The organism is Exiguobacterium qingdaonense (assembly GCF_018617855.1).
Classification (GTDB): domain Bacteria; phylum Bacillota; class Bacilli; order Exiguobacteriales; family Exiguobacteriaceae; genus Exiguobacterium; species Exiguobacterium qingdaonense.
In genome coordinates this window covers 260,600-277,659 of record NZ_JACSKY010000002.1, presented here as the reverse complement: position 1 = coordinate 277,659, position 17,060 = coordinate 260,600, and the positions used below count along the sequence as shown (strand labels likewise).

Genomic DNA, 17,060 nt, shown 5'->3' with positions numbered 1-17,060 from the left:
GTCAAATCTCGATCGTCGTGTTCGGTTCAATCAATAGACCACGACGATGTAACTGGTCACAAAAGGCCTGTGCATCCTGTCTGATTGGCGGGAACGTATCAAAGTGGATTGGGACGACACGTTTCGCTTGTAGCCACTGGGCTGCATCTAGAGCATCTGTAGGTCCCATCGTGAAATTGTCTCCGATCGGAAGGAAGGCGACATCGATGTCGAAACGCTCACCGTACATTTTCATATCTGAGAATAGAGCCGTATCCCCTGCATGATAGAGCGTCAACTCATTCGTCTCGATGATGAATCCGGCTGGCATTCCCATATAGACCGGTGTGTCTCCCATGTCCAAACTCGAACTGTGAAACGCCTGCGTCATCGTGACGCGACCGAACGGGAAGGCATATCCTCCCCCGATATTCATGCCATGTACAGAGAAACCTTTCTTCTCATAGTAAGTCGCGAGCTCATGTGTCGCCACAATCGTCGCGCCCGTCTCTTTGGCGATCAACTCGACATCCTCGATATGATCGAAATGAGCATGGGTGAGCAACAGATAATCGGGACGCAGTGTAGATGGGTCTACGTCGGTATGAGGATTACTTGTCAAAAACGGGTCAATCAAGACCCGCATCCCGTCAATTTCAAGTCCAACCGTCGCATGTCCGAAATATGTGATATTCATGTGCATTCTTCCTTCCTTCGTGAATTCAGATTACAACACTTTCTCTAAGAATCGTTTCGCCCGGTCTGTTTGCGGGTTCAACAACAAGTCGGCCGGTTTGCCTTCCTCCATGAGAATCCCTTCGTCAAGGAAAAGGACCCGGTCTGCCACTTCACGGGCAAAGCCCATTTCGTGCGTGACGACGACCATCGTCATTCCCGTCTCAGCCAATCCTTTCATGACGTCGAGTACTTCATTGACCATCTCCGGGTCGAGTGCAGATGTCGGTTCATCGAACAACATGATGTTCGGTTCCATCGCCAAGGCACGCGCGATGGCGACACGCTGTTTTTGTCCACCCGAAAGTTGACTCGGATAGGCGTCGATTTTTTCAGATAACCCGACACGTTCGAGTAATTTTTGCGCACGTTCGAGTGCTTCCGTCTTACTCACCTTCAAGACGTTGACCGGGGCATACGTCAAATTGTCCAAGACGCTCATGTGCGGGAACAAGTTGAACTGCTGGAATACCATACCGATGTTTTGACGCGCTTTTGCGACGTTCGCTCCTTTTTTCGTGAGCTCGAATCCGTCGACATTGACCGTCCCGCTCGTCGGAATCTCAAGCATGTTCAAGCAGCGTAAAAATGTCGATTTACCAGACCCGGACGGTCCGATGACGGCGACCACTTCACCACGCTCGATCGTCGTCGTGATTCCTTTTAACACTTCTAAGTCACCAAATTGTTTGTGTAGGTCTTTTACTTCGATCATCTTCCATCACTCTTTCTTAACCGTTTTTCTAGACGTTGTCCAAGATACGTCAAGATCATCACTATCGTAAAGTATATCACACCGGCAAAGAGAAGCGGTTCGAAGTAGATCGCCTTCTGCCCACCGACGATTTGCGCACGGCGCATGATGTCAAGCACCCCGACCGTCGAGACGAGGGCAGATTCCTTTGTCAACGTGATCATCTCGTTCACGAGGGCAGGCAAGATGTTCTTGAACGCCTGTGGCAAGATGATGGAACGTAACTGTTTCACATAAGGCACACCGAGAGCATCAGACGCTTCCCACTGACCTTTATCGACCGCTTGGATACCAGCACGGATGATTTCCGAAATATACGCCCCCGAGTTAAGTGAGAAGGCAATGACCGCCGACTGATACGGTGTCGTAATATATCCGGTCAGTTGCGGCAATCCGAAGTGAATGATGGCGAGTTGCAAGATGAGTGGCGTCCCACGGAACACGGCCGTGTAGGCATGACCGATGAAGTTGACTAGACGATTCGGTACAATCTTCAGCGTAGCAACGACAATCCCAAGTGAAATCCCGATCAATGCCGAGACGATGACCACTTGGAACATGACCGGGATCCCCTCAAGTATGTATGGGATTGAATCATAAATCCGACTAAAATCCATTGTAAGTTCCTCCTAGAAAAAGGCTGACCGATTCATCTTCAGTCAGCCCACAATTCATTATTCGGCTGGTGCAGCCTCTTCTTCAAACCATTTTTGAGCTAGTTCATCGATTTCTCCATTGTCGATCATCTTGTTCAACTCTTCGTTGAATTGATCACGGAGTTCATCGTCTTTACGGAAAGCAGCGGCTGATCCAGCTTCCTCTTCATCCGCGATTTCGAATGTCGTCAATTCACTGTCTTGTTCAAGGTATTTCTTTGCGACTGTATCTTCGATGACCATCGCGTCAATACGACCCGTCTTGATTTCTTGAATAATTTCAGGGATCTTGTTCAATGATACGATTTCAGCATCTTGAATCTGGTCTTGAGCGATTCCTTCTTGGATCGATCCGAGCTGAACCCCGACTTTTTTCCCTTTCAAATCTTCAAGCGATTGAAGCGAGTCATCTTTTGATAAGATCAAGTTCACCGCCGTGAAATAAATATCTGAGAAATCAGCATTCTCTTTGCGTTCTTCTGTCGGTGTCATCCCGGCCATGACGAAGTCGACACGACCTGCATTGAGCGCTCCGAGCAAACTGCCGAAGTCCATATCTTCAATTTTCAATTCATAACCCATATTTTCTGCCACTTTTTTGGCGATGTCGATATCAAATCCGACGATTTCGTCTCCGTTCGCCGTATCGACGAACTCATACGGGAAATAATCAGCGCTCGTCCCCATGACGATCACTTTGTCATCCCCACCATCGGTCGATGTCGATCCTCCTTCGTTCTCGTCTGCTCCACATGCGACCGAGAATGCGGCCAGTCCTGCTAAACATAATGCTAGAAAACCTTTTTTCATCTTCATCTCCCTTTCCTGGTTAAGTAAAATTATCAGAACTTTAGAAAAATTATGACACATTAAGAGCCACAGCTCAACTGTTCTAGGACACATCAGTTGTCCGACTTGTTCCTTTAACCACTATATACACATAATTATTAGTTGTAAAGTATATTCATGCATTTTATTCAAAAAAGAACGGTCACATCCGCTCGAAAGCGAAATATGTGACCGTTCCATTGTCGCGAGACCCATACGGTTGTACTTGTTTGACAGAAGACAGCGGGATGGCGCTATAGACGTGCGGATAGCGTTCCCCATCTTCATCCAATTCGTAATGTAATAGCTCTCCTAGTCGGTTGACGTGTAGTGAGACGAGCACGACCGACTGTCCCGGATAAGACGTTTTGACGACTTGACCGATTTGCTGGGGTGTACAACACTTGATCGCCCCTTCAGATTGAAGTGACGGTTCATTGATTTCACCGCGTGACAAGGCAATCATATATTCTGCCTCCGTCATGATTTTGATGACTGGTTCCATATGCATTGCCCCTTTTTACAAAAACGCAAAGGCAGTGCCTTTGCGCCAATGCATGATTATGAGTAGTAGATGTCGAACAATGTTTGCAACTGGTCGACGAGTTCTTCAGCGGTCGATGACTCAATCTCGCTCCGCTCTACCATCGTCACGATATTCCCATCTTCAAGGAGTGCGATTGAAGGAGAAGATGGTGCATATCCCTCAAAATACTCACGTGCGCGATCTGTCGCTTCCCGGTCTTGACCGGCAAACACGGTCACGAAATGGTCAGGCTTCACGCCTTCCATCTTATTCACATATGCTGCGGCCGGACGGGCGATCCCGCCTGCGCATCCACATACCGAGTTGACGAGGACGAGCGTCTTTCCTTCTTGCTTGAGCGCCCCGTCTACCTCTTCTGGTGTCGTCAGCTCTGTGTATCCCGCAGCGCGTACCTCATTACGCGCTTGTTCGACTACATCTTGAAAATATAATTGAAAATCCATATTGTTTCCCCTTTCGACATTCGTCTGTACTCTCTTATTTTACGTCTTGTTCCACCTCGAGGACAAGTCTATCGCTCAATTCTCGTTCTAAGAACGGATCGGCCCCTAACATCTGCTTGAAGGCGAGGTAACGTGATTTCGTTTCGGCGGACGCCACACGATTCGTCAAGTAGGCACGGATCATAATATTTTTCGGGGTATGCTCGAGGTCGATGAACTCGAGCAACTGGGCATCATACCCGACAAGACCAAGAAGTTCAGCCCGAATCGAATCCGTCGCGAGTGACGCGAACCGTTCTTTGATCAATCCGTGCTGAAGCATCACGTCCAGATTCGGTGCTTGAATTTGACGATTCAATTCCTTTTGACAACACGGGACGCTTAAGATGACTTTCGCGCCCCAACGGACAGCACGTGCCAATGCCATATCGGTCGCCACGTCACATGCATGGAGCGTCACGACCATATCAACGGCCGTCTCCCCTTCATATTCATTGATATCTCCGACTAAAAACTCGAGTCGTTCATACCCAAGATCTTTTGCAATCGATGCACACTCTTCGATGACCTCTTTCTTCAAATCGAGTCCTGTGATATGCACGTCATATCCTTTCATCTCATGTAGGAAATGATACAGGGCGAACGTCAAATACGATTTTCCAGACCCGAAGTCGAGGATGCGGACGGTACGCTCTGTCGGTAAATGTTTGAGCGAGTCTTCGATGAACTCGAGAAAACGGTTGATTTGTTTGAACTTGTCGTACTTTTGTCGTTTTACTTTCCCGTCCGCTGACTGAATACCGAGTCGTATGAGAAACGGAACTGGCTCGTCGAGCGGGAGCACGTACTGCTTCTCACGATTATGGCTCAGTTGAACTTCTTTTTGAGCCGTCTGCTTTTCTTTGAATGTCACTTTGAACTTTTTCGATAATTGGAACTGGAGGTCGGAATCTTTTAACTGAAACTGTCCTTGTCGGAACGTCTCGAGAAGCTCATTCACTTCTGTGACGGCCTCATCCGGTGTCAAATTTTTATGGTTCATCACCCGTTCATACTGATACTCGAACTGGATATGATACGTATCCCGAAGCATGACCGGTTTCAGTTTCACCCGTCTAAGATCACTTGATTTTTGACGGGGTTGACTGATGGTCGCTGACACGAGATGATTTGATTGGATCACGTCTGTGAGACGTTCTTGTAACGCTGTATATTCCAATGGATTCAATCCTTTTTTAGAAATTTTGAAACATTTCGTTTCACCTGTCCGTACATACTATTACACGAAGACGACGTTACGTCAAAGGAGGAAACACATATGTTTAAAAAGATTTTATCATCAATCGGAATCGGTGCCGCAAAAGTCGATACACGCCTAACCGAGAGCCACTGCACACCAGGTGGCGAACTCCATGGGGTCGTTCATATCGAAGGCGGTTCTGTCGAACAATCGGTTGACCGCATCTATCTCTTTTTTAATACGTTATACAAGCATGAAGTAAACGATAAAACGACCTACTCGACCTTTACAATCGAAAAGATTTTGTTGAACGAGGCCCCGTTCATGATTGGGTCCGGAGAAGTAAAAGAGATCCCGTTCACCGTCAACGTCCCATTCAACACACCAATCTCTGTCAGTCAATCGAAATCGTGGATCGAGACGGGGCTCGATATCGCACAAGCCGTCGACCCGAAAGACGAAGACGCGATCACCGTGCAACCGAACGCCGCCCAGCAAGTCATCTTAAATGCGATGGACGAGCTCGGATTCCGCTTGAAGAAAGCCGACACGGAGATGCTTCCGGCACGTCACCGTTCAGGACGTCTTCCGATTGCACAAGAACTCGAGTATTCAGCGAACGGTTCACGTTTTGGTCGCCAGTTAGACGAGGTAGAAGTCGTAATGTTACAAGACGAGGACACGATTGAACTCCTCATTCAAGTCGACCGCAGTGTCCATGACCTCGGCAGTCTCTTTGCCGACTTGACGGGTTCAGACGAATCGACTCATCGTGTACGCTATGACATCGCTCGTTTGTCTGTAGCTGAAGTCCGTCGCGACATCGAAACGATGATCGAACAATCGATTTGAGGAACTCACCGACACGCCATTTCTATGAATGGCGTGTTTTTCTGAGGTATTGAATTTGAGAATCCATTATTTTACAATGGACGTATGGAATCAACCGTTTTCTGGAGGTGACTACATCTTGTTAGCTTTCATAATGATTGGGAGTTTCGGTCTTGCAACGCTTGCCTTACCGATTCTAGAGAACAGTTTCTCTGATTCACTCGCTTTCTTCACGCTTGGTGGGCTCGAAGTGCTGATTGGTTTGATTGCCATGGGTCTCATGCGCAGTCCGTCGACAAACGCCCTATCCTTCATGAAGTTCCTGCCCTATCATGTGCTGTTGATTCATATCCCGGCCTCACTCCTTTTGCTTTGGATTTCTTCAGTCAGACATGATGGGATTCCCGCGTTTGCTTTAGACTATTTCTTTGTATATTGGATGTTCCTTCTCGTGTATGTTGTAATCAACACATCGATGTATCGTGTCCATCAACGTCGATTTGAGAAAGTGCATGACTAGAAAGGATGATTCAACATTGGATGTACTTTACCTTCTTTACGACCGAGCAATCCCGCTCGCATTATTCATGACGCTTGGCGTATTCAGTCTCTCGTTTGCGTATGCGCTCTACAAATCCAAACAACGACTGTCTAAATGGCTCGTCTCGATCGGCATGTCATTCTCACTTTTCCTTTTACTTGTCTCGACCGCGAGTTTTATCTTCACGCTATTCTTCGGCTATAACGCATAAAAATGGAGGCACCCCACTGGGAGCGCCTCCATTTTGTAATCAATATACGGTATACGTGTTTGGGTCAATCGACTCGAGCGACTGCTTGATCGCCTGCAAGAACTGTCCTGCGACGAGACCGTCGAGGACGCGATGGTCGACCGACATGCAAAGGTTGACCATGTCGCGTGCCGCGAACATCCCGTTCATCCAGACCGGACGCTTCACAATCGACTCGACCGAGAGAATGGCCGCTTGTGGGTAATTCAAGATCGGTGCCGATTGAATCGAACCGAACGCACCCGTGTTGTTGATGGTGAACGTACCGCCACGCATCTCTTCTGCCTTCAAACGGTTCTCACGTGCACGTGACGCCACATCTTGAAGCGCCACGGCGAGTCCTTTGATGTTCTTTTCGTCCGCTTGGCGAATGACCGGTACATAAAGGGCATCGTTTGCCGCGACAGCCACTGACAGATGGATGTCTTGATGAACTTTGATGTGGTCTCCTGCCCATTCCGAGTTCATCATCGGATACTTCTTCAATGCCTCGATCGCCGCTTTCATGAAGAACGGCATGAACGTCAATTTGACGCCTTCTCGTTTCATAAACTCGTCTTTCAGTTTTGCTCGTGCCTCGACGAGATTCGTCACGTCCACTTCAATCATGAGCCATGCGTGCGGGGCCTCCTGTTTTGAGCGGACCATATTGTTCGCAATCGCTTGACGTACACCGGCTGTCGGAATCGATTCATAACGACCTGAAGGAACAGATGTCGATGCGACCGGTTGCGATGGCTCGACGACAGGATGTGGTGCTTCAGTCGGGACGTCCATCTTCGTTTGTACCATCGTCTCTTGGACAGGTGCTTGTGTTGCCTTTTCAGAAGTCGATGCCGGACGTCCTTCTGATAAGTAACGAAGAATATCTTTCCGTGTGATGCGACCGCCTAGACCGCTCCCACTTAAGTCATTCAAGTCAATGTCGTTCTCATTGGCGAGTCGGATGACGGCAGGAGAGTATCGACCGTTTCCACTCTGTTTTTTCGGTGCAGTGGCGACCGCTTGCTTCGCCACGGGCTCTGCAGGGGTCGTTTCTGCGACCGGTTCTGTTTTCGTCTCATTCACAGCTTCCTCTGCATTCTCGACTTCCATCGTCAATACCGGTGTCCCGACGCTGACCGTCTCCCCTTCTGGAATGAGGAACTCTTTGACGATTCCTGCACTTGTTGCTGGAATCTCGGCCGTGACCTTATCTGTCATGACCTCGGCGAGTGGCTCATACTCTTCCACCCGGTCGCCCGGTTTGACGAGATAGGTCGTGATCGTTCCTTCTGTCACACTCTCCCCGAGTTGGGGCATTTTAATCGTTTGTTCCATGGAGCCGCCTCCTTAAAACGCGGCGAGCTGACGTGCCCGCTCGGCAATTTTTTCTGGGGATACGATAAAGAATTTTTCCATCGGTGGTGCGTAAGGCATGGCCGGAACATCCGGACCTGCTAGGCGTTCAATCGGCGCATCGAGTTCAAAGAGCGCTTTCTCTGCGATGATCGCCGCCACTTCTCCGATGATGCTTCCTTCTTTATTGTCCTCTGTCACAAGTAGCACTTTCCCCGTTTTCTTCACGCTTTCGATGATTGACTCTTGGTCAAGTGGGTAAACGGTACGAAGATCGAGTATATGCGTGCTGATCCCTTCTTCTTCAAGGGTCTTCGCAGCCTCTTGTGCCATGTGTACACAGAGACCGTATGTGATGATTGTGATGTCATCGCCTTCACGTTTGACTGCCGCTTTACCGATTTCGACCGTATATTCGTCCGTCGGCAAGTCTGCCTTCAAAAGACGATAGGCACGCTTATGTTCAAAGAAGAGGACCGGGTCGTTTGAACGAATCGCCTCTTTCAATAATCCTTTCGCATCGACCGGGTCTGATGGAATGACGACTTTTAGACCTGGTGTCGAGCTGAACATCGCCTCGACCGATTGTGAATGATAGAGAGCGCCGTGGATCCCGCCACCGAAAGGCGCCCGGATGACCATCGGGCATGTCCAATCGTTGTTCGAACGGTAACGAATTTTCGCCGCTTCTGATACGATCTGATTGACCGCTGGCATGATGAAGTCGGCAAACTGCATTTCTGCAATCGGTCGCATCCCATACATCGCTGCCCCGACGCCGACACCCGCGATCGCGCTTTCAGCGAGCGGCGCATCGATGACACGATCTTCCCCGTACTTCTCAATCAACCCTTGTGTGGCACGAAACACCCCACCGCGAACGCCGACGTCTTCTCCGACGACAAAGACGTTTTCGTCGCGCTCCATTTCCTCATGAATCGCTTCATTGATCGCTTCGATAAACGTTTTCATCATTTTTCCTCCTCGTAGACGTAATCCATAGCAGATTCAGGCGCGGCATACGGTGCCTTGTCCGCATACGTCGTCGCTTCGTTCACTTCTACATCAATCTTCTCGTCGATTTCTGAGAGCACATCGCTCGTAGCGACCTCGTCGTTAATGAGGCGTTGACGGAACAGTTGAATCCCATCGCGCTCTTTTAATCCGGCCAACTCTTCTGCCGAACGGTACGCCTTATCGTCATCGTCTGATGAGTGAGGAACGAGACGTTCCACTTCTGCTTCGATGAGTGTCGGTCCCTCTCCGCGTAGCGCACGTTCACGCGCCTCTTTCACGACTGCATAGACAGCAATCGGATCGGTCCCGTCGACCGTCACACCTGGCATGCCATAACCTTTCGCCCGGTCTGATACGTGCTCACATGCCAACTGCTTCGTGAGCGGTACCGAGATCGCATATTTGTTGTTCTCACAGAACAGGATGACCGGAAGCTTGTGGACACCTGCAAAGTTCGCACCTTCGTGGAAGTCTCCTTGGTTAGAAGACCCTTCGCCGAACGAAACGAACGTGACGAGCTCTTCTTTTTTCATCTTCGCCGCGAGTGCGATCCCGACTGCATGAGGGACTTGTGTCGTAACCGGTGATGAACCCGTTACGATGCGATGCTCTTTCGAGCCGAAGTGTCCAGGCATTTGACGACCACCCGAGTTCGGGTCTTCCGCTTTCGCGAACGCCGACAGCATCAAGTCTCTTGAAGTTTGACCGAAGTGAAGGACGACCGCCACGTCACGATAGTAAGGGAGGACGTAGTCGATCCCTTTCTCGAGCGCGAATGCCGCACCGACCTGGGCCGCTTCTTGTCCTTGACATGAGACGACGAACGGGATTTTCCCGGCGCGGTTTAGTTTCCACATCCGTTCATCGATTTTTCGGGCACGGACCATCGTTTCGTACATCGCCAATAAATCTTGTTTTGTTAAGCCGAGCTCTTCATATGAGTTTACAGTCATCTGTTCCATCCTTGTTCCTCCTTAGGCGTGAATCGGTAATCCGTCTACGGCGAGCGCCGCCTCTTGGAAAGCCTCACTTAGTGCAGGGTGGGGGTGAACGAGTTGCCCCATCTCCCAAGCCGTCGCGTTCAAGACGAGCGCGAGCCCGCCTTCTGTGATGAGTTCAGTCGCTTTCGGTCCGACGATGTGGACACCGAGCAGGTCATCTGTCTCTTGATCGGATACGAGTTTGACGAATCCATCTGCTTGCCCCTCAATCCGAGCTTTCCCGAGACCGTTGAAGCGATACGTCCCTGTCTTGACGTCATGACCTGCTTCTTTTGCCGCTTCTTCTGTCAAACCGACCGAGGCGACTTCAGGGACACTGTATACGCAACGTGGGATGAGCATGTAATCAAGAGGCGTCGGTTCAAGTCCAAGAATCGTCTCGACTGCTTTTACCCCTTCCGCAGACGCGACATGGGCGAGTTGTAACTTCCCGATACAGTCACCGATTGCAAAGATGTGACGTTCCTTCGTCCGATATTGGCTATCGACCTGAATCACGCCGTTCTCTACGACGATTGACGTATTTTGAAGCCCCAGGTCTTCTGTATTCGCGACCCGACCAACCGAGACGAGGACGCAGTCTACTTTCAACATCTCTTCCCCAACGGCGAGTTCCACCGCATCTTCATGAATCGATGTCCGCTCCGAATCGACCGTCACGCTTTTCTTCACCCGGACGCCACGCTTCTTCAGTAGCCGCTCCACTTCACGAGAGACCGCCTTGTCCTCGAGCGGGAGTAGACGATCTCCTACTTCAATCAAGGTCACGTCCACATCCAAATCGACGAGCATTGATGCCCATTCGACTCCGATGACACCACCGCCGACAATCGCAATCGATTCCGGAAGTGTCTCGAAGTTGAGGAGGTCGTCCGAGTTCAAGATTCGCTCGTGATCGAACGGTAACCCAGGAAGTTCGCGTGGGATCGATCCCGTCGCGATAATCAATTGGTTCGGTAAAATGAGCTCCGACTCACCGCTTTCATCTTCAACCGATACGGTCCCCGGTTGTGGCGAGAAGATACTTGGTCCGAGGATTGAGGCCTTCCCACGAAACACTTCTATCTTTCCTTGCTTCATCAAGTGCTCGATTCCCTTTTCAAGGCCGGCGACGAGGTCGCGCTTATACGTTTGCGCGCGTTCCATGTTGAACGTCACATCCCCTGTTTCCACACCATACGTCGCACCGTGTTTCGCCGTTTGATAGACATGTGCCGCCTTTAACAGTGCCTTTGTCGGAATGCACCCTCTATGTAAGCAGGTGCCGCCTAATTTTTTTGCCTCGACGATTGCGACAGACTTGCCGGCCTGCGCCGCTTTAATTGCGGCCACATAACCTCCTGGTCCTCCACCGATGACGACAACATCAAATTCTCGTGCCATGTGTATCCCCCTCATAAACTCGTGCGGTCTCTTCTTTCTCGATGACGCGAAGCGCACCTTCAGCCAACGCTTTCAGTTCATCTTCACCCGGATAGACGTGTACCGGCGCGAGATAAGTGACACGCTCTTTTATTTTGTCTGTCAGCCATTCAGAATAGGCGATTCCACCTGTCAACAAGATGGCATCCACTTGTCCCTTGAGCGTCGCACCATGTTTAGAGATTTCTTGGGCGACACGAAACGCCATCGTCTCATATAGGAGCTTTGCTTCATCGTCTCCAGACGTCATCCGTTGCTCAATCTCAATTGCGTCGAATGTGCCAAGGTGTGCGAATAGACCGCCCTGACCGACAATTTTCTTCTTCATTTCCGATTCTTTATACCTGGTACTATAACATAGTTCCACTACCTGTCCAACAGGAATTGAGCCGGCGCGCTCTGGAGCAAGCGGACCGTCCCCGTCGAGCCCGTTGTTCACATCGATGACCCGACCGCATGCGTGGGCGCCGACCGTGATTCCGCCACCGAGATGCGCGACAATGAGATTCAGCTCATTGTAATCGCTTCCATTTTCAGATGCGAATCGCTTCGCAACTGCCTTTTGGTTGAGGGCATGGAAGATGCTGCGACGTTCGATTTCAGGCATGCCGGTCTTGCGGGCCAAATCGTCCATCTCATCGACGACGACCGGATCGACGATGAAACTTGGGACACCTTCTGCCCCTCCGATTTTCGAAGCAATCAATCCACCGAGGTTCGATGCATGCATCCCGAAACGTCCGCTCGTCAAATCCTCACGCATGAGTTCATTGACGGTGTATGTCCCTGACGTCATCGGCGCGAGCAATCCACCGCGACCGACAATCGCGGTCAAGTCGTTGACCGCAATGTCCGTCTCTTCTAATAAGGCACGTACTTCCTGCTCACGATGAGGCAACTGTTCCGGAAGCGTGAGTCCGGTCACGTCAATTGCATGACGCACCGTTCGGGTCATCACTTCTTTCTTCCCGTCAAACAATCCAACCTTTGTGGAAGTCGACCCTGGATTGATCGCAAGAATTAGCCGTTTCGTCATGTCAGCGTCTCCCTAGAAGACTTTTTTCGACTTTAAGGAACTGACTGCGCGAACGGGACATCATATGAATGCGCTCCTCCGCCATCTTATCGGCCGCCACGTGTGTCGGTACACCGTCACGTTCTGCGATTTCAAAGACGCGCATCATGTTGTCATAGATGAGTTCGACTTTCTTCATCGCCCGTTCACGGTTGTACCCTTCGAGTTCGTCCGCGACGTTGATGACACCACCTGCGTTGATGACAAAGTCAGGTGCATAGAGAATACCGTTCTCGTCAAGCACATCGCCGTGACGGTCTTCCGCCAACTGATTGTTCGCAGCACCTGCGACGATTTGAGCTTTCAATTGTGGAATCGTTTGGTCGTTGATGACCGCACCGAGTGCACACGGGGCGAAAATGTCACATTCGACCGCGTAAATCTCATCCGGTTTGACGACAGTCGCACCAAAGTCCGCTTCTGCACGCTTGAGTGCTTCCTCGTTAATATCCGTCACAATCAAATGTGCACCTTCTTCGTGGAGGTGGCGGCACAAGTTGTAAGCGACGTTCCCGACACCTTGTACAGCAACCGTCTTTCCAGCGAGCGAATCTGTCCCGAACTTCCATTTCGCCGCTGCCTTCATTCCACGATAGACGCCGTAAGCAGTCACTGGTGAAGGGTTACCGCTCGAACCGAACGCTGGGCTGACTCCTGTTACGTAATCTGTCTCCATATGAATGAAGTCCATATCTGAGACCGTCGTGTTGACATCTTCAGCTGTGATGTAACGCCCACTGAGTGACTGAACGTATCGTCCGAACGCACGGAAGAGCGCTTCTGACTTGTCCGTTTTCGCATTTCCGATGATGACTGCCTTACCTCCACCGAGATTGAGACCGGCAGCGGCATTCTTATATGTCATCCCTTTCGCGAGGCGCAATACATCTGTAAGCGCTTCCTGTTCTGATTCATAGTTCCACATCCGTAGTCCACCGAGTGCTGGTCCGAGTGTCGTGTCGTGAATGGCAATGATCGCTTTTAGCCCTGACGCCTGGTCTTGACAAAACACGATCTGCTCGTAGTCCTCAGAATGTAAGACATCAAAAATACGGAAGCGTGGTTCTGTGTTTGTTTCCATCATGATCAATTCCTCCTGTAAATACGGTTAATTTTTGGCATGTAACAAAGCAAATGCGAGCGAGTATAGCTTCGCTTCGGCAGTATCGGCACGACTCGTCAATACGACAGGGGCAGATGCGCCGACGACAATCGCCGCTACGCTCGCCTCTGCGAAATACATGATTGACTTATAAAGGACGTTCCCGACCTCTATGTATGGCACGACTAATAAGTCGGCTTGTCCGGCCACTTCACTATTGATTCCTTTTTGTTTCGCAGCGACCATATCGACGGCGTTATCGAGTGCGAGCGGTCCGTCCACGACACAGCCTTTGATCTGTCCTCGACGGTTCATTTGACTAAGTAGTGCAGCATCGAGCGTCGCATTCATCTGTGGATTGACAACCTCGACCGCTCCGATTGCCGCGACTTTCGGGGAGGCGTAACCAATGTCATGCATCGCCTCCACCGCATTATGAATGATCTCAACTTTTTCATCGAGCGTTGGTGCGATGTGGATCGCAGCATCCGTCACACCGATCAGTTTCTCCCGATTTGGAATCTGGAATAAAGCGACATGGCTAAGTGTTCGTTTCGTACGGAGACCGGCTTCACGGTTGAGGACGGCTTTCATGAATGTCGATGTCGACACCATCCCCTTCATGAGCACATCCGCTTCTTTATTTTTCACGGCGAGTGTGGCACGTCTTGCAATCTCCGCGTCTCCTTTTGCATGCAAAATGTCGACAGCTGATTCATCGATTTCATACTGCTCACATAACTTCCGAATCTCTCGGGCCTCACCAAACAAAATGAAGCGCGACAATCCATGATCAGTAGCAAGTTTCACGGCTCGGATCACTTCTTCATCAGCGGCCCCCGCAATGGATACCGTACAGCCTTTAAGCTGTTTCGCGTTCGTCAGCATCCGTTCAAAATTCATTTTTGTCCCCCCTTGCTCTCTTCACTATACCATAAGCAAGTTTGTTTCCTAAATTGTAAGCGCTTTATAATGCAAATAACCGTGCATTTTTTTACTTGGTGCGCAATAAATTGCCTGCAAATTATTGCGTATAGTTTAATTTATTATATAACGTTCGAATTGAGATCTTTAACTGTCGCGCGGCCTCTGATTTGTTTCCCCCAGCGTCTTCAATCGTCCGTTCAATCAAGTCGCGCTCGTATTTCGCCACGGCCTCATGAAGCGTTCCGGACTCGACTACTTTTTGGCTCGTGGAACGGTTGGACAACTGTAGATGGTGCGGGCCAATCCGTTGTTCCGTATTCGCCATATAGATCATCGCCCGCCCAATCACGTTCTCAAGTTCTCGGACGTTCCCTTTCCAGTGCTGACTCTTCAATAGATTCAACGCATCTTCGTCCACCCCCTGAACACTACGCCCGTATTCTTGATTCAATTTCCGAATGATACGTTCACAGAGCGCTTCGAGTTCATTTAAGCGTTCTCGAAGTGGTGGGATGTGGATGGGCATTCGATTAATTCGATAATATAAGTCCTCACGGAACGATCCTTCCGTCACTTTTTGTTCGAGGTCGGCATTCGTCGCGGCAATGATCCGGACGTCGATTGGAATCGCTGTCGTCCCACCTACCCGCACAATTTCATTTTCTTGGAGGACACGTAATAGCTTTACTTGAACATCAAGCGGCAGTTCGCCGATTTCGTCCAAAAAGAGCGAACCACCGTCCGCCTCCTCGAAATATCCGGTCTTGCCGCCTCGTTTGGCTCCACTGAACGCGCCATCCTCGTAGCCGAAGAGCTCACTCTCGAGAAGTGTTGGCGAAATGGCCGCACAGTTCACGCGGATAAATTTTTTATATTTCCGTTGGGACTCCCCATGAATGGCATGCGCGAACAGTTCTTTTCCTGTTCCCGATTCTCCACGAATCAATACCGTCACCGGGGTCACGGCAGCGAGTTTTGCTTGTTCGATGACGAATCGCATCGCGTCACTCGTTGCGATGATATCGGCGAATTGGTATTTCGCCTCGAGGTTGCGGATACGGGTTTTCGCCTCCTGCAATTCATCACGAAGGGCTCGGATTTGCGAGACGTCACGGATGACTCCGACAGAACCACGCAACTTGCCGTCGACGATAATCGGTTCGGCATTCACAAGAATGTCACGTCGGGTCGCCCCGATTTGCATTCGGATATCTCGGACGCCCTGACCTGTCGATAATACTTTTAAATGTACACTCTCCTGCATCCCGATGTCCGCCGTTGCCGGCTTATCGACCACATCCTCTTTTTTGAATCCAGTCAACCTCGTATAGGACGGGTTGATCATAATTGTGTTTCCATGATGATCGGCGACCGAGATTGCCTCACTCGTACATTCGATAATCGCCTCGAGCATTTGCTCATTCTGCTTCAAGCGTTCGACGACGATTCGAATAAATTCCCCAGGTAATACGACGGCATCGACAAAATGATCTTTCAATTGATCAAACGTCTCGTGACTCCCGGTCGTTTCGATGACAAAGTCCAGTTTCGCATCAGCGTAGCGTATCCAGTCCTCGGTCACTGCAATGCCATAACTTTTGGCAAGCGCGATGCCTTCGGTCGATGGATCCGAATCCACGACGGCAACAATGGTCGCGAGCGGTGAGTCCATCAACATATTTAAGACCTCGGTTCCCCCTTTTCCGGCCCCGACAATCATCAATCGTTTATTCATGCGTTTCCCCCCATCATCTCTCTTCTCTATCTCATGCTACTGAATCCTGACTTGATTCGCAAGCCGCCCAAAAATAGTCAGTGTGGAACGAATCGATTTCTGTTAAAATAATGTATGGTAAAGGAGGAGATTGCATGCGTTTTATCGCGCTTCTAATCTTGATCATCCCTGGTTTATTAGGTGTTTATGGTATCAAATTGCTACGCGACAGCTTCTTTTTGAAGACGAGCGCACCGTTCACATGGATTGATTCACTCGCTGCCGCCTCTATGCTGCAGGGAACCTTTGGACTTCTGCTCGCCATGGGCGGGATTGGATTTGTAGCCGGCTATATTTTCAACCGCGACAAGAAAACAGGAAAAGTTCAACGACTCGACTCATAAGCACAAAAAAAGGTTCCCTAACTTGACTTCATTTCAAGTGCGGAACCTTTTATTCATATTGAATTGTGATCACTACGGATGATCTCCTTTCTAACTACTTCGCTTACTCTGACATGAGCTCCAACGTCTTCTTAATGAAGAAGTATGAAAGAACTTTAGTAACTGCCGTCTTGCGTGAACGGAACTTTCCATTCGAGTTACTAACTTTTTATGATCGGGTCATGTCCAACCATCCATCGTGAAGTCGAACGCTTGC

19 protein-coding genes are annotated in these 17,060 nt (G+C 49.9%); 4 read left to right on the top strand and 15 right to left on the bottom strand.

Annotated elements, in window-relative coordinates:
• Position 1 precedes the first annotated feature (1 nt).
• The 7 genes from KNP00_RS04785 to KNP00_RS04755 all read right to left on the bottom strand — a co-directional run bounded on the left by KNP00_RS04785 (position 2) and on the right by KNP00_RS04755 (position 5,161).
• Entirely contained in the window at positions 2–676 is a 675-nt protein-coding gene (locus tag KNP00_RS04785; protein WP_215142735.1) for a metal-dependent hydrolase, read from the bottom strand.
• A gap of 30 nt (positions 677–706) precedes the next feature.
• Complete coding sequence (locus KNP00_RS04780) at positions 707–1,429, bottom strand: amino acid ABC transporter ATP-binding protein (protein WP_215142733.1); 723 nt, start codon at positions 1,427–1,429, stop codon at positions 707–709.
• On the bottom strand, positions 1,426–2,085 hold the full coding sequence (locus tag KNP00_RS04775) for an amino acid ABC transporter permease (RefSeq protein WP_215142731.1): 660 nt from the start codon (positions 2,083–2,085) through the stop codon (positions 1,426–1,428). Before KNP00_RS04775 ends, KNP00_RS04780 begins: the two co-directional genes overlap by 4 nt.
• Before the next feature lie 57 nt (positions 2,086–2,142).
• The gene (locus KNP00_RS04770; protein WP_215142729.1) at positions 2,143–2,934 is read right to left on the bottom strand and encodes a transporter substrate-binding domain-containing protein; all 792 of its coding nucleotides are present in this window, start codon (positions 2,932–2,934) and stop codon (positions 2,143–2,145) included.
• Between the two features lie 181 nt (positions 2,935–3,115).
• A complete protein-coding gene (locus tag KNP00_RS04765; RefSeq protein ID WP_215142727.1) occupies positions 3,116–3,457 on the bottom strand; it encodes a DUF952 domain-containing protein in 342 nt (113 codons plus the stop codon).
• 56 nt (positions 3,458–3,513) lie between these two features.
• Positions 3,514–3,942 carry a BrxA/BrxB family bacilliredoxin gene (locus KNP00_RS04760; protein WP_215142726.1) on the bottom strand — a complete coding sequence of 143 codons (429 nt, stop codon included), beginning with the start codon at positions 3,940–3,942 and terminating at the stop codon, positions 3,514–3,516.
• A gap of 34 nt (positions 3,943–3,976) precedes the next feature.
• A complete protein-coding gene (locus KNP00_RS04755) occupies positions 3,977–5,161 on the bottom strand; it encodes a class I SAM-dependent methyltransferase (protein WP_215142724.1) in 1,185 nt (394 codons plus the stop codon).
• A gap of 99 nt (positions 5,162–5,260) precedes the next feature.
• Between KNP00_RS04755 and KNP00_RS04750 the strand changes: the two genes are divergently transcribed.
• The 3 genes from KNP00_RS04750 to KNP00_RS04740 all read left to right on the top strand — a co-directional run bounded on the left by KNP00_RS04750 (position 5,261) and on the right by KNP00_RS04740 (position 6,765).
• Positions 5,261–6,034 carry a sporulation protein gene (locus KNP00_RS04750; RefSeq protein WP_215142722.1) on the top strand — a complete coding sequence of 258 codons (774 nt, stop codon included), beginning with the start codon at positions 5,261–5,263 and terminating at the stop codon, positions 6,032–6,034.
• A 118-nt stretch (positions 6,035–6,152) separates the two neighbouring features.
• Positions 6,153–6,533, top strand: a complete 381-nt coding sequence (locus KNP00_RS04745; protein WP_215142720.1) for a hypothetical protein — start codon at positions 6,153–6,155, stop codon at positions 6,531–6,533.
• A gap of 16 nt (positions 6,534–6,549) precedes the next feature.
• Positions 6,550–6,765, top strand: a complete 216-nt coding sequence (locus KNP00_RS04740; protein WP_215142718.1) for a hypothetical protein — start codon at positions 6,550–6,552, stop codon at positions 6,763–6,765.
• Between the two features lie 39 nt (positions 6,766–6,804).
• On the opposite strand, the gene KNP00_RS04735 is transcribed toward KNP00_RS04740, so the two are convergent.
• The 8 genes from KNP00_RS04735 to KNP00_RS04700 all read right to left on the bottom strand — a co-directional run bounded on the left by KNP00_RS04735 (position 6,805) and on the right by KNP00_RS04700 (position 16,421).
• Positions 6,805–8,124, bottom strand: coding sequence for a dihydrolipoamide acetyltransferase family protein (locus KNP00_RS04735; protein ID WP_215142716.1), 1,320 nt, complete (start codon positions 8,122–8,124; stop codon positions 6,805–6,807).
• 12 nt (positions 8,125–8,136) lie between these two features.
• Positions 8,137–9,114, bottom strand: a complete 978-nt coding sequence (locus KNP00_RS04730; protein ID WP_215142714.1) for an alpha-ketoacid dehydrogenase subunit beta — start codon at positions 9,112–9,114, stop codon at positions 8,137–8,139.
• The gene (locus tag KNP00_RS04725) at positions 9,114–10,121 is read right to left on the bottom strand and encodes a thiamine pyrophosphate-dependent dehydrogenase E1 component subunit alpha (protein WP_420828309.1); all 1,008 of its coding nucleotides are present in this window, start codon (positions 10,119–10,121) and stop codon (positions 9,114–9,116) included. Before KNP00_RS04725 ends, KNP00_RS04730 begins: the two co-directional genes overlap by 1 nt.
• A gap of 12 nt (positions 10,122–10,133) precedes the next feature.
• A complete protein-coding gene (gene lpdA / locus KNP00_RS04720) occupies positions 10,134–11,543 on the bottom strand; it encodes a dihydrolipoyl dehydrogenase (RefSeq protein ID WP_215142712.1) in 1,410 nt (469 codons plus the stop codon).
• Positions 11,527–12,618 (bottom strand): butyrate kinase, encoded by a 1,092-nt coding sequence (buk, locus tag KNP00_RS04715; RefSeq protein ID WP_215142710.1) that lies wholly within the window; start codon positions 12,616–12,618, stop codon positions 11,527–11,529. The genes lpdA and buk overlap by 17 nt, the downstream gene beginning before the upstream one ends.
• A 1-nt stretch (position 12,619) precedes the next feature.
• Complete coding sequence (locus KNP00_RS04710) at positions 12,620–13,741, bottom strand: Glu/Leu/Phe/Val family dehydrogenase (protein ID WP_215142708.1); 1,122 nt, start codon at positions 13,739–13,741, stop codon at positions 12,620–12,622.
• 24 nt (positions 13,742–13,765) lie between these two features.
• A complete protein-coding gene (gene yqiS, locus KNP00_RS04705) occupies positions 13,766–14,662 on the bottom strand; it encodes a phosphate butyryltransferase (protein WP_215142706.1) in 897 nt (298 codons plus the stop codon).
• 121 nt (positions 14,663–14,783) lie between these two features.
• Positions 14,784–16,421, bottom strand: a complete 1,638-nt coding sequence (locus tag KNP00_RS04700) for a sigma 54-interacting transcriptional regulator (protein WP_215142704.1) — start codon at positions 16,419–16,421, stop codon at positions 14,784–14,786.
• A 134-nt stretch (positions 16,422–16,555) separates the two neighbouring features.
• On the opposite strand from KNP00_RS04700, the gene KNP00_RS04695 reads away from it, so the two are divergent.
• A complete protein-coding gene (locus KNP00_RS04695) occupies positions 16,556–16,804 on the top strand; it encodes a DUF2627 family protein (protein ID WP_215142702.1) in 249 nt (82 codons plus the stop codon).
• Positions 16,805–17,060: the final 256 nt, after the last annotated feature.